The organism is Cryptosporangium phraense (assembly GCF_006912135.1).
Taxonomy (GTDB): Bacteria; Actinomycetota; Actinomycetes; order Mycobacteriales; family Cryptosporangiaceae; genus Cryptosporangium; species Cryptosporangium phraense.
This window is the reverse complement of record NZ_VIRS01000010.1, coordinates 1-12,217: the sequence shown is the minus strand read 5'-3', so window position 1 is coordinate 12,217 and position 12,217 is coordinate 1. Positions and strand designations below refer to the sequence as shown.

Here is a 12,217-nt window from a genome sequence, read left to right as displayed (position 1 = left end):
CGACCCGCTTGGAAAGTCTTGTCAGCCTGGACGCCCGCGGATAATGTTCGGGCCCAAACGAACCGGAGGATGCGGCGTGGCGCACTTCGACACCTCGGGGCTGCGGCCCGCGCAGGACCGGCTCACCGCCGACGGCATCGACGTCGTCCGGCTCGGCTACGCCGACCTGATCGGAGTCGACCGCGGTCGCGACCTCTTGGTCGACCACTTCTCCCGGACGGTCGGCGGCGGCGTCGCGTTCTGCCGCTCGGTCTACGGCACGACCCCGCGCGGCGGGGTCGTCGACTTCGAGGGCGGCCTCTCGGCCGGCCTGCCCGACGTCGTCGCGTTCCCCGACCTGTCGACGCTGCGTCCGCTGCCCTGGGAGCCCGGCGTCGCGCACTGCATCGCCGACGTCTTCAATCCGGACGGGACACCCGCCGCCGAAAGCCCGCGCCAGGTGTTACGCAGCCTGTGCGAGCAGTTCGAGGCCGAGGCGGCGACGCCGATCGTCGGCCCGGAGCTCGAGTTCTACCTGCTTACCGAGTCGGCGGCGTCACCGTCGGGCTGGAAGCGCTACGGCGAGGGGACCGGCAACGTCTACACGGCCGGCCGCAAGGGCGACCCGGAGAACGTGCTGCTCCAGTCGCTGCGCCAGCTCGGCGACTACGGCATCGACGTGGTGGCGGCCAACCACGAGTTCTCGTCCGGCCAGTTCGAGATCAACCTCTGGCACGGCGGCGCGCTGGACGCGGCCGACCGGGCCCACCGCTTCAAGGACGCGGTCAAGGAGCTGGCCCGCCGCAACGGCCACCTGGCGACGTTCATGCCGAAGCCGTTCAACGACGAGGGCGGCTCCGGGTACCACCTGCACTTCTCGCTGGCCGACGGTTCGTTCGACGATCCGTCCTCCCCGGACGGGCTGTCGGCGGTCGCCCACCACGCGATCGGCGGGATCCTGAAGCACGCCCCGGCCATCGCCGCGGTCGCCAACCCCACGATCAACTCGTACAAGCGCTTCGGCCCGGACACGCTGGCCCCCTGGCTGATCGACTGGGGCCTCGACAACCGCAGCGCGATGGTGCGCATCCCGCCGGAGCGCGGGGCCGCGTCCCGGCTCGAGCTGCGGCTGGGTGACGCCAGCGCCAACTCGTACCTGGCCATCGCCGGGATGCTGGCCGGCGCGCTGCTGGGCATCCGCAACCGGATCGAGCCGCCGGACGCCCTGGTCGGCTACGGCTACGACCCCGCACGCTCGGCCACGCTGCCGCGGAGCCTGGGCGAGGCGCTGGACGCGCTGGAGGCCGACGCCGAGTTCGCCGGCCTGCTCGGAAAGCCGTTCGTCGACGTGTTCCTGGCCTACAAGCGCGACGAGATCGAGCGCTTCCGCACCTGGATCACCGACTGGGAATTCCAGGAGTACACGTACCACATCTGAGGAGCTCCCCCGATGCCCCGTCACGCCCCGGTCCCGCTGAGCGACGTCGACCTCTCCGACATCGACGGCTTCGCCGACCTGCGCGGCTACTCGCAGTTCGACACCCTGCGCGCCGAGGACCCGGTGCACTGGACCGACGAGAAGGACGGCACCGGGTTCTGGGCGGTCACCCGGTACGCCGACATCTGGGCGGTCGGCCGGGACGTCGAGTCGTTCACGTCGACCCAGTTCGTCGGCCTGGAGGACGTCGACGACGACCTGCGCGACTTCCGGCGCTCGATCCTGGAGATGGACGGCGGCCGCCACCGGGTGCTGCGCAAGCTGATCCAGCGCGAGTTCACGCCCCGGAACCTGATGCGCAACTACGAGGCGTTCCTGCGTCAGCTCACGAAGAACACCGTCGACCGGGCGTTCGCGACGGCGGCGGCCCACGACGGCGAGATCGACTTCGTGACCGAGATCAGCGCCGACTTCCCGATCCAGGTGCTGGCCCGGCTGCTCGACGTCCCGGCCGAGGACACCCCGCAGCTGATCGCCTGGGGCAACGAGATGGTCGCGAACACCGACCCGGACTACGCGACGGTGCGGGCCGACACCGCCGAGTCGGAGAAGTACCGGCACCTGCCGTTCCGGTCGCCGACCGTCCAGGACGTCTGGGACTACGGCAACCGGCTGCGCGCCGACCGGGTCGGCGGCTCCGGCACCGACCTGATCACGATCCTGGCCAACCGGCTCCCGGACGACGGCATCCCGCTCTCCCAGCAGGACTTCAACAACTACTTCTCGCTGCTGGTCATCGCCGGCAACGAGACCACCCGGCACGCGATCAGCAACTCGATGCTCGGGCTGATGGAGCAGCCGTCGCAGCTGCGCCTGCTGACCGAGCGGCCCGACCTGATGAAGAACGCCGTCGAGGAGCTGCTGCGCTGGGCGTCGCCGGTGTACCACTTCCGGCGGACCGCGACCCGGGACCTGGAGCTGGGCGGCAAGCAGATCGCGGCCGGCGACAAGGTCGTCATGTGGTTCGCGTCCGGCAACCGCGACGAGGACGTCTTCGAGAACCCCTACGCGATCGACGTCACCCGGACGAACGTCGACCACATGACGTTCGGCAAGGGCAGCCCGCACCTGTGCATGGGCAACAACCTGGCCCGGATGGAGATCCGGCTGATGTTCGAGGAGCTGCTCCCTCGGCTCGGCTCGATCGAACCGACCGGCGACGTGACGCGGATCCGCAGCAACTTCGTCAACGGCATCAAGAAGTTCCCGGTGCGGATCACGCCCGCCTGAGGCCTGCCTCGGGGACTGTTTCACCAACGTGATTCCGGCGGTGGGCCGGATACTTGCGTTCGAGTTCGTCCCAGTACTGCCCGGGCGGCCAGGCGGAAGGTGGTGCGGACAACGTGACGCCGATCGCGGCGGAGAACGGCCGGTTGGCGACCTGACCGTCGCGGACCTTCACCACGATGGCGTCGATGAACACCGCAGATCTCCACGAAATGCGCCGTGATCTCACCGGTCGTCAGACCCTTGGCATAGAGCGACAGCACCACCTCGTCCACCCCCCACAACCAGCGCTGGCGCTCGTTCACGATCTGCGGCTCGAACGACCGGCCCGGTCGCGCGGCACGTCGATCTCGACCTCGCCGGTGTTCTCCGTCAGCACCGACTTCGGCCGGCTCCCATTGCGCACGTTCCCGCCCGGCTGCGCGGGCGGGCCACCCTTCGCATGCCCGAGGTGCTCGGTCATCTCCTCGTTCAGCGCCGTCTCCAGGACGGTCTTGGTGAGCGCTTTGAGCAGCCCGTCCGGGCCCGTTGACGACAGGCCCTGCTCCTGGGCCAGCCGGACCCGCTCCGCCGCGGCCTGCGCCTCAGCGGTCAGTTCGGGCTGCTTCTTCCTCGGGGTCACGTCACCCAATGTCGCGGTCATCTTGTTCGTTGCGGGCGCGGACGCCGCGGTAGGAGCGGTTGTGGCGGTGCGGGATGACCACGCCAATGCAGTGCGGGGGGCGCGGGGGGCGCCGTCGGCGGTGACGGTCGCGCCGCGGGTCGCCCACGCGGCACCGGAGTCGTCGGAGACGGTGCGGTCGTTGCGGTTGCCCGGCCGTGGGTCGCTGGCGGCGACGACCAACCGGGTGTCGGCGTCGAGGACGATCCGCATGTTCACCGAGTACCGGTAGTTCTTCGACCGGGCGGCGATGGCCTGGTCGCGGACCGGGACGAGGGTGCCGTCGACGATGAGGACTGTCTCAGGTGGGTTCCGGCCGGTCTCTAAAAGGGCCGTGAGCAGGCGGCGCGAGCCGGTCGAGGATGCGGTGCGCGGCGGCCTGTTTGATCCCGAACAGCGGCGCGACGTCGGCGCATCGTCAGGGTGGTGCGGTGCTACACCGCGACCGGCAGGGCCCGGTCGGCCAGGGGCAGGCACCACGGCCGCCCGGGTCGTCCGTCCACCACTACGTCACCGCCCCGCCGGGCCACCGTCGTGACCGGACGCCGGAACTGCCGCTCCGACAAGCCCGACCGCGACGCGGACAACACCACCACACCGCGCCAACGACCAGCACCGGCCGGGATGACGAGTCACGCCTTGGGCTGCTCCAGCTCCTCGACGATCGTGCGCAGCGAGTCGGCGAGCTCCTTGCGCCGGTCGTCGGAGAGCCCTCGGACGACGAACGCCTCCTCCCGGTTGAACGCCGGGAAGAGGCCCTCCATCAGCTTGCGGCCGGACGGGCTCATCGACAGCACCACCCGGCGCTTGTCGGTCTCGTGGCGGGTCCGCTTGATGTGCCGGTAGGACTCCAGCGTCTTGACGACGCCGGTCAGCGTCCCCTTGGAGATGCCGGCCTCGGCCGCGGCCTGCGCGGTCTCGATCTCGCCCCAGATCCAGACGACCCACAGCACGACGAACCCGGTCCAGGTGAGCCCGGTGTCACGCAGGACGGTCTGCTCGAGGTGGTTGCGGATCGCGGTGGTGGCGCGGTAGATGTTGGAGACCGCCCACATCGCGCTGGTGTCCAGCGACATTCCGGCCAGCCGCTCCTCGACGGCCTGCTCCGTCGCCCGCAGCGTGTGCGATCCCGTCATCGAACCCCTTTCGCCGACCTGATTCTACGGCGCGGAGCCGGGACGACTACGCGGCGGCGAACGCGTCGGCCAGGACGTCCAAGGCGTCTTCCAGCAGCTCGTCGGAGATCGTCAGCGGCGGGAGGAACCGGAGCACGTTGCCGTCGGTGCCGCAGGTCAGGACGATCACGCCGGCCTGGTGCGCGGCGGCCGCGACCCGGCGGGCCAGCCCGGCGTCCGGTGCCGTCGTCCCCGGCTCGACGAGCTCCACCGCGATCATCGCGCCCCGCCCGCGGACGTCGCCCAGCCGGGCGTCGTCGGACTGGAGCTTGGACAGGCGCGCTTTCATCAGGCGTTCGATGTCGCGGGCGCGGCCGACGAGGCCGTCCTCCTCGATCGTCGCGATCGCGGCGAGCGCGGCCGCGCAGGCGAGCGGGTTTCCACCGTAGGTGCCGCCGAGGCCACCGGAGTGGGGCGCGTCCATGATCTCGGCGCGGCCGGTGACCGCGGACAGCGGCAGACCGCCGGCGATGCCCTTGGCCGTGACGATCAGGTCGGGAACCACTCCCTCGTGCGCGCACGCGAACAGGTCGCCGGTGCGGGCGAAGCCGGTCTGCACCTCGTCGGCGACGAACACGACGCCGTTGTCCCGGCACCAGGACGCCAGCGCGGGCAGGAATCCCGGCGCGGGCTCCACGAAGCCGCCCTCGCCCTGGATCGGCTCGATCACCAGCGCGGCCAGGTTCGAGGCCCCGATCTGCTTCTCGATCATGTCCAGCGCGCGCCGGGCGGCGGCCGGCCCGTCGAGGCCGCCGTCGCGGAACGGGTACGAGAGCGGCGCCCGGTAGATCTCCGGCGCGAACGGCCCGAACCCCTGCTTGTACGGCATGTTCTTGGCGGTCAGGGCCATCGTGAGGTTGGTCCGGCCGTGGTAGCCGTGGTCGAACGCGACGACCGCCGGGCGCTTGGTGAACGACCGCGCGATCTTCACCGCGTTCTCCACCGCCTCCGCGCCCGAGTTGAACAGCGCGGTCCGCTTCGGATGGTCCCCCGGCGTCAGCCGGTTCAGCGCCTCGGCGACGTCGACGTAGCCCTCGTAGGGCGTCACCATGAAGCAGGTGTGGGTGAACGCGGCGGCCTGCGCGGTGACCGCCTCGACCACCCGGGGCGCGCTGTTGCCGACGGTCGTGACCGCGATGCCGGAGCCGAGGTCGATGAACCGGTTGCCGTCGACGTCCTCGACGATGCCGCCGGACGCGCGGACCGCGAACACCGGCATCGTGGTGCCGACGCCGGAGGCGACGGCGCCGGACTTGCGGGCCATCAGCTCCTGTGAGCGGGGGCCGGGCACGGCGGTGGCGAGGTGGCGGCTCTGCGGCAGAGGGGTCGTCATGTTCTCAGCCTGGGGAGTCGGCGCCTATGCTGTCCAATGCCTGGATTTCATGTTCTCCATGCCTATCGGGCATCGCGCCGGATCGCCCGGCCGGGCCGGGCCGACTGCACCAGCTCCCCGTCGGCCACCACGGGCACCCCGTTGACCAGCACCCAAGCGAACCCGCTCGACGGACGCACGGTGTCCGCGTAGGTGGCGTTGTCGGTGACTGCCGAGGGGTCGAACACGACCAGGTCGGCGTCGCAGCCCACCTGTACCCGGCCCTTCCGGCGCAGGGCGGGCGCGGCCCGCTCGACGATGCGGGCCGGCTCGAGACTGCACCGGGCGATCGCGTCGGGCAACGAGAGCGCGCCGGTCTCGCGGGCGATCCGGAGCGTGCGGGCGAACGTCCCCGCGCCCCGCGGGTGAGTCCGGACGAAATCCGGCAGCGGCCAGGAAGCCGGGTCGAAGACGTGTCCGGGCTCGCAGACCAGCGGCACCGCGTCCGACGCGACGACCGCTCCCGGCAGACCGACGAGCCCGGCCAGCCGGTCCGGCGCGCCGTCCTCGTCGAACGTCTTGATGAACGCGAGGCCGCCGGGGTCCGCGGCGCGGAGCTCGGCGAGCCGCTCGACCGAGGCGACGGTCTCGCCCGTCCGGACGTAGACGACGTCGGACGGGGTGCCGGTCGCCCCGAGGACGTGCAGCCGGTCGGGGGCGAAGTAGTCCGCGCCGATCGCGGTCATCCCGGCGCCGTAGGGGTAGGCCTCGGTCGTCACCCGCGCACCCTCGGCCCGCACCTTCTCGACGAGCGCCTGCACCCGGTCGAGGTGCCGGGCCGACGTCGAGTTGATGTGGCAGTAGTGCATGTGGGCGCCGGTCTCGGCCGCGACCCGGGTGATCTCGTCGGCTCCGTCGACCGCGACGCCGGGGTCCTGCTCGGCCAGCGGGCGGGCGTGGGTGAACGTCGGTGCTCCGGCGCGCGCCGCCAGCTCGGCGACGCGCACGTACTCGGCCGGGTCGGTGGCCGGGGCGTAGCCGATCAGCAGGCCGATGCCGAGCGCGCCGTCGGCCAGCTCGTGTTCCAGGACCGCGAGCAGGCGGTCGGTCTGCGCCGGCGTCGCCGGCGCCCGCCAGGCGTCCGCGCCCAGCCGGGCACTGATCTGCTCCAACGGCCAGCCGGAGAGCGGACCGCCGCCGACGACGTGCATGCGGGCCGCGGCCCAGGAGGCCGAGAACCCGTAGTTGATCGGCCTCCCCTCCTCGGCCGACCGGCGGTAGGCGTGCGCCACCGGCGCGGCGCCCGCCTCCAGCTCGAGCGCGGTGGTGACGCCGTCGAGCGCCTGCAGACGGCACTCGGCCAGGGCCTGGCCGTGACTGTGCAGGTCGACGAAACCGGGCGCGACGACCAGCCCGGCGACGTCGACGACCCGGCGTCCGTCCAGCGGGTCCTGGGTGACCGCGACGATGCGGTCACCGCGGATGCCGACGTCGCGGGGCGCGTCGAGCCCGGTCTCGGGGTCGATCACCCGTCCGCCGCGCAGCACCAGATCGGCGCTCAGCACGAGACCTCCACTACGCCGACGAGGCGGTTGAGGCGCTCGGCGACGAGCCGGGCCTCGGCGTCCCCGGCGACGCGGACGACGAGCCGGATCGCCCAGGTGTTCACCTCGCGGCGGAGCTCGATGCGGGTGACCGGCACGGCCCGCTGCACCAGCAGACCGCAGATCCGGCTCGGGATCCGCGGATCGTCGACCGCGACGGCCGACAGCACGCGCTCGGTCTGGCTCATTCCTGGACAGTAGTTCCGGAGCACCGGGGTGTATTGGGTCGTCCGGACGAAGATCGGGCGGTCGGCTCGGTCGGCCGGACATATCGCGGGCGTATCGAAAACGGGATACGCGCGCGCAACGGCCGGCGCGTTTGGCTGGACGGATGGACCGCGCACCACAGCCCCCGCTCCGGACGTCGCCCTGGGAAGGACTGATCCACGGAGGGTGGCACACCTGGTTCGGTTCGGTGGCCGGGGTGGTGATGCTGACCGCGCTGGCGTTTCCGCTGGCTGCGGTGCTGGTGTGGGCGATCGGGCGCCGCCGGGGTCTTCCGGTGGCGTTGGCCGACGTCGGGATGGTCTACGGGACCGTGCCGTTCGTGTGGGTGACGCTGCTGCCGGGCTACCGGGCCGGGGCCGAGCCCGGACGGGTGAGCCTGGTGCCGTTCCGGGACCTGATCGCGATCGCGGAGTCGTCGGCGGCGGTGGGCCAGATCGGGGGCAACCTGCTGGTGCTGGCGGCTCTCGGGTTCTTCGCGCCGATGCGGTTCCGGGCGCTGGCGTCGGTGCCGCGGATTCTGGCGCTGGCGGCCGGCTGCTCGATCGTCATCGAGACCGCGCAGTACGTCCTGCGGCTGGACCGCGTCTCCTCGATCGACGACGTGCTGCTCAACGCGGTCGGCGCCGCGCTGGCCGCGGCCGCGTCCCGCCGCTGGTGGGAGTGCTCCGGCAGTGTGACGTCCGCCACGGCAGCGGTGGCCCGCACCGGCTAGACCGGTAACCATGCAGCTCCCCCAGGCCATCGAGGCCCGCGGCGTCCGCCACAACACCCTGCGCGACCTCGACGTCGACGTCCCCCTGTGGCGGGTCGTCGCGATCGCCGGCGTGTCCGGCTCGGGCAAGACCTCCCTCGCCATGGGCACGCTATACGCCGAGGGCCTGCACCGCTTCCTCGAGGGCCTGAGCACGTACAGCAGGCGCCGGCTCACCCAGGCCCAGCGCCCGGACGCCGACCGCATCGACCATCTGCCCCCGGCGCTCGCGCTGCGCCAGCGTCCGCCGGTTCCCGGCCCGCGGAGCACGGTCGGCACGATGAGCGAGGTCCTCAACGTGCTCCGGCTGACGATGTCGCGGCTGGGCACCCACACCTGCCCGAACGGCCACGGCGTCCCGCCGTCGATCGCGACCCAGGCGATGGAGATCACCTGCCCGACCTGCGGCGCCCGGTTCGAGATGCCGGGCGCGGAGTCGTTCGCGTTCAACTCGTACGGCGCCTGCCCGGCCTGCGAGGGCATCGGGACCCGGTTCGAGGTCGACCCGGCCGCGCTGGTGCCCGACCCGGGCAAGACGATCGCCGAGGGTGCGGTGCTGCCCTGGAACGTCGGCGGGCGTCGTCTGAGCCTGTACGCGGCCGGCGAGCTCGGCGTCCGTCTGGACGTTCCCTACGCGACGCTGACCGACGCGGAGAAGGACCTCGTGCTGCACGGGGAACCCGTGCGCCAGACGGTCACGGTCTCGGGCAAGAACGGCCGGCCGGTGCAGCTCAAGGTCCTGTACGACAACGCGATCACGGCCGCGACGAAGTCCGGGAACAGCAAGTATCTGGACGCGCAGACGTGCTCGGTCTGCCACGGCACCCGGCTGCGGCCGGAGGCGCTGCGCTCGCACCTGGCCGGGCGCAACCTGGCCGAGATCAGCGCGCTCGACCTGGAGTCCCTGCGCGCGTTCGCCGAGGAGCTCCCGCCGTTGCTGCCGGCCGAGCTCTCCCGGCTGACGACCGGCCTGGTCGACGAGCTGACCCGCGCGATCGCCCCGCTGCTGGATCTCGGTCTCGGGTACCTCGGCCTCGACCGCGCCGGGGCCACGCTCTCGACCGGCGAGCGGCAGCGGATCGAGCTGACGTCGACCGTGCGGGCCAGCACCACCGGCATGCTGTACGTCCTGGACGAGCCGTCGGTCGGCCTGCACCCGAGCAACGTCGAGGGGCTGCGCCGGACGATCGCCGCGCTGGCCGCGAACGGCAACTCGGTGGTGATGGTCGAGCACGATCTGGACCTCGTCGCCGGGGCCGACTGGATCATCGAGATGGGCCCGGGCGCGGGCCGCCTGGGCGGGACCGTCGTCGCCGAGGGCACGCCGGCGCAGCTCCGGAAGAACCGCACGTCGATCATCGGGCCGTACCTGGCCGGGGAACCGGCAGTCCACCGTAAGCCCCGGCCGTCGCCGGACGAGTGGATAACGGTCAGCGTCCGCGAGTTGTACAACCTGCGGGACGTCACCGCGGAGTTCCCGGTCGGCCGCCTCACCGGGGTCGCCGGTCCGTCCGGGGCCGGGAAGACCGCGCTCGTGCTCGACAGCCTGGTTCCGGCCGCCCGGGCGCAGCTGGCCGGTTCACGGCCGCCCGCGCACGTCCGATCGGTGGACCTGGGGTCGATCCGGCAGGTGGTGGAGATCGACGCGACCCCGATCGGGTTGAACGCCCGGTCGACGCCGAGCACGTACTCGGGTGCGTTCGACGCGATCCGCGCGGTCTTCGCGGCCGCGTCCGGCCGGTCGGCCGGTCACTTCTCGTTCAACACGAAGGACGGCCAGTGCCCCACCTGTCGGGGCCTAGGTTCGATCGATCTGGACGTCCAGTACCTGCCCGACATCAACGTGGACTGTCCGACCTGCCACGGCGCCCGGTACAACGAGGCGACGCTGGCCGTGCGGGTGGACGGGCTGACGATCGCCGACGTGCTCGACCTGACCGTCCGGGAGGCACTTTCCCACTTCGGGGACGTGCCCGCGGTCGTCCGGCCACTGCGGCCGATCGCCGACGTCGGCCTGGACTACCTGCGGCTGGGCGAGCCGACCCCGTCGCTGTCGGGCGGCGAGTCGCAGCGCCTGCGGATCGCGGCGCGCCTGCGCAGCAGCCAGCGGAACGTCCTCTACGTCTTCGACGAGCCCTCGACCGGCCTGCACCCGGTCGACATCCGCACGCTGGTCGCGGTCTTCGACCGCCTCCTGGACGACGGCGCGACCGTCGTCGTCATCGACCACGATCTGGACGTCCTGGCCGCGGCCGATCACGTGCTGGACCTGGGCCCGACCGGCGGCCCGGACGGGGGACGCATCGTGGCGCGGGGGACGCCGGCGGAAGTGGCCGCCGATCCGTCCAGCGTGACCGGCCCGTGGCTAGCGTCCCGCTTCGGCTAGGGCTCGTTCGAGACCCCGGCTGTTCCGAGCGGCAGTTCCGGGGTCTGGTCACGACGGTGCCCGGCGGGGCGGTGACGTAGTGGCGGACGGACGACCCGGGCGGCCGTGGCGCCTGCCCCTGGCCGCGTAGCACCGCACCACCCTGGCGACGCGCCGACGTCGCGCCGCTGTTCGGGACCAAACATGCCGCCGTGCACCGCATCCTCGACCGGCTCGCGCCGCCTGCTCACGCTCAGTTGGTCGTCGCCGACGGCGCCTACCGCGGCCCGCACCCCACGCCCGGATAAAGAACCGGACGATCCTCCGCGACTGCTTTCGCCGCGGCACCGGCGTCGCACACGCCGCCCGAGCCATCGCGTACCTGCACAACCCCACCGCGACCGTCCGAACCAGTTACGAGGCCGGCCTCAGGGGGGCTTGACCCCTGATCCTGGACACGGGATTTATGCGGCCGGGGTCAATCTATCCGAGGTTGTTTGGGTGTGTTCGTAGGTGATCGGGGCTCGGTGTCCGAGCCGGGAGTGGCGTCGGACGGTGTTGTAGCGGTGTAGCCAGCGGAAACAGGTCAGTCGTGCGTCGCGGGCGTCGGCGAAGACGCGTCGTCCTTGCAGGGTTTCGCGTTTCAGCGTGGCATTGAAGGATTCGGCTGCGGCGTTGTCGGCGGAGCTGCCGACCGCGCTCATCGACAGCTTGACGCCGGCCGCGGCGCAGGCGTCGGCGAAGCTCCGGGACGTGTACTGGGCTCCGTGGTCCACGTGCAGAATCGCTCCGGCCAGGCTGCCTCGGGTGCGCCGCGCGGCCTCGAGAGCGTCCAGGACCAGTTCGGTGCGCATGTGATCGGCGATGGCCCATCCGGCCAGGCGGCGGGAGTGCAGGTCGATGACGGTGGCGAGGTAGAGGAACCCGCGGTCGCCGATCGGCAGGTAGGTGATGTCACCGACGTAACGCTGATTCGGTGCCGCCGCGGTGAAGTTCCGGCCGATCAGATCCGGGGCCTTCGGCGCGGCCGGGTCCGGGATCGTCGTCGTGCGGGTCCGGCGGCGCAGCCGCAGCCCGCGGACACCGAACCGGGTCATCACCCGCGCGACCCGCTCGTGATTGACCCGGGTGCCCTGATCGCGCAGCTCGGCGGTGATCCGGGGCGCCCCGTAGGTCGTGTCGTGCTCGGCGTGGACCGCCCGGATCCGCCCGGCCAAAAGCAGGTCGGCCGCGTCCCGGCGAGCCCGATCACCCGCGGTGGCCTTCCAGTAGTAGAAACTCGACCGGTTCAGGCCGATGACCTGGCACAACCGCTTCACACTGTGGTGCTGAGAGTGGTCGTCGACGAACTGGAAGCGGGTCACCAGCGCGTCTCCCCGGCGAAATACCGGGCCGCCTTGCGCAGAATGTCGCGTTC

10 protein-coding genes and 3 pseudogenes are annotated in these 12,217 nt (G+C 71.8%); 5 read left to right on the top strand and 8 right to left on the bottom strand.

Annotated elements, in window-relative coordinates; all coding sequences use genetic code 11:
• Positions 1-76 precede the first annotated feature (76 nt).
• Positions 77-1,417, top strand: coding sequence for a glutamine synthetase family protein (locus FL583_RS15690; protein ID WP_142705390.1), 1,341 nt, complete (start codon positions 77-79; stop codon positions 1,415-1,417).
• A 12-nt stretch (positions 1,418-1,429) separates the two neighbouring features.
• On the top strand, positions 1,430-2,707 hold the full coding sequence (locus FL583_RS15685; RefSeq protein WP_142705389.1) for a cytochrome P450: 1,278 nt from the start codon (positions 1,430-1,432) through the stop codon (positions 2,705-2,707).
• Positions 2,708-2,816: 109 nt separating this feature from the next.
• Here FL583_RS15685 and FL583_RS15680 read toward each other — a convergent pair.
• Positions 2,817-3,347: pseudogene (locus tag FL583_RS15680) on the bottom strand (transposase); the annotation flags it as partial.
• Between the two features lie 40 nt (positions 3,348-3,387).
• On the opposite strand from FL583_RS15680, the gene FL583_RS42945 reads away from it, so the two are divergent.
• Positions 3,388-3,597, top strand: a complete 210-nt coding sequence (locus FL583_RS42945; RefSeq protein WP_420843151.1) for a hypothetical protein — start codon at positions 3,388-3,390, stop codon at positions 3,595-3,597.
• On the opposite strand, the pseudogene FL583_RS15675 reads toward FL583_RS42945, so the two are convergent.
• The 6 genes and pseudogenes from FL583_RS15675 to FL583_RS40930 all read right to left on the bottom strand — a co-directional run.
• Positions 3,498-3,842 (bottom strand): annotated as a pseudogene (locus FL583_RS15675) (transposase); the annotation flags it as partial. The gene FL583_RS42945 and the pseudogene FL583_RS15675 overlap by 100 nt on opposite strands.
• Positions 3,800-3,955 carry a hypothetical protein gene (locus tag FL583_RS42940; RefSeq protein ID WP_170323667.1) on the bottom strand — a complete coding sequence of 52 codons (156 nt, stop codon included), beginning with the start codon at positions 3,953-3,955 and terminating at the stop codon, positions 3,800-3,802. The pseudogene FL583_RS15675 and the gene FL583_RS42940, both read right to left, overlap by 43 nt.
• Positions 3,956-3,997: 42 nt before the next feature.
• Complete coding sequence (locus tag FL583_RS15670) at positions 3,998-4,501, bottom strand: MarR family winged helix-turn-helix transcriptional regulator (RefSeq protein WP_142705388.1); 504 nt, start codon at positions 4,499-4,501, stop codon at positions 3,998-4,000.
• A 46-nt stretch (positions 4,502-4,547) separates the two neighbouring features.
• On the bottom strand, positions 4,548-5,873 hold the full coding sequence (gene gabT / locus FL583_RS15665) for a 4-aminobutyrate--2-oxoglutarate transaminase (protein ID WP_142705387.1): 1,326 nt from the start codon (positions 5,871-5,873) through the stop codon (positions 4,548-4,550).
• 62 nt (positions 5,874-5,935) lie between these two features.
• Entirely contained in the window at positions 5,936-7,417 is a 1,482-nt protein-coding gene (locus FL583_RS15660; protein WP_205752172.1) for an amidohydrolase family protein, read from the bottom strand.
• Positions 7,411-7,644: a hypothetical protein gene (locus FL583_RS40930; RefSeq protein ID WP_205752171.1), complete on the bottom strand. Its 234-nt coding sequence runs from the start codon at positions 7,642-7,644 to the stop codon at positions 7,411-7,413. Before FL583_RS40930 ends, FL583_RS15660 begins: the two co-directional genes overlap by 7 nt.
• A 143-nt stretch (positions 7,645-7,787) precedes the next feature.
• Between FL583_RS40930 and FL583_RS15655 the strand changes: the two genes are divergently transcribed.
• Together FL583_RS15655 and FL583_RS15650 are read left to right on the top strand one after the other, a co-directional pair.
• Entirely contained in the window at positions 7,788-8,396 is a 609-nt protein-coding gene (locus tag FL583_RS15655) for a VanZ family protein (RefSeq protein ID WP_170323669.1), read from the top strand.
• 10 nt (positions 8,397-8,406) lie between these two features.
• Complete coding sequence (locus tag FL583_RS15650) at positions 8,407-10,821, top strand: excinuclease ABC subunit UvrA (RefSeq protein WP_142705385.1); 2,415 nt, start codon at positions 8,407-8,409, stop codon at positions 10,819-10,821.
• A gap of 443 nt (positions 10,822-11,264) precedes the next feature.
• Here the strand turns inward: FL583_RS15650 and FL583_RS15645 are convergent.
• A pseudogene (locus FL583_RS15645) lies at positions 11,265-12,217 on the bottom strand (IS3 family transposase); the annotation flags it as partial.

Coding starts and splice junctions, on each gene's coding strand:
- FL583_RS15685 (WP_142705389.1), top strand. CDS start 1,430: ATGCCCCGTCACGCCCCGGTCCCGCTGAGCGACGTCGACCTCTCCGAC.
- FL583_RS15670 (WP_142705388.1), bottom strand. CDS start 4,501: ATGACGGGATCGCACACGCTGCGGGCGACGGAGCAGGCCGTCGAGGAG.
- gabT (WP_142705387.1), bottom strand. CDS start 5,873: ATGACGACCCCTCTGCCGCAGAGCCGCCACCTCGCCACCGCCGTGCCC.
- FL583_RS40930 (WP_205752171.1), bottom strand. CDS start 7,644: ATGAGCCAGACCGAGCGCGTGCTGTCGGCCGTCGCGGTCGACGATCCG.
- FL583_RS15655 (WP_170323669.1), top strand. CDS start 7,788: ATGGACCGCGCACCACAGCCCCCGCTCCGGACGTCGCCCTGGGAAGGA.
- FL583_RS15650 (WP_142705385.1), top strand. CDS start 8,407: ATGCAGCTCCCCCAGGCCATCGAGGCCCGCGGCGTCCGCCACAACACC.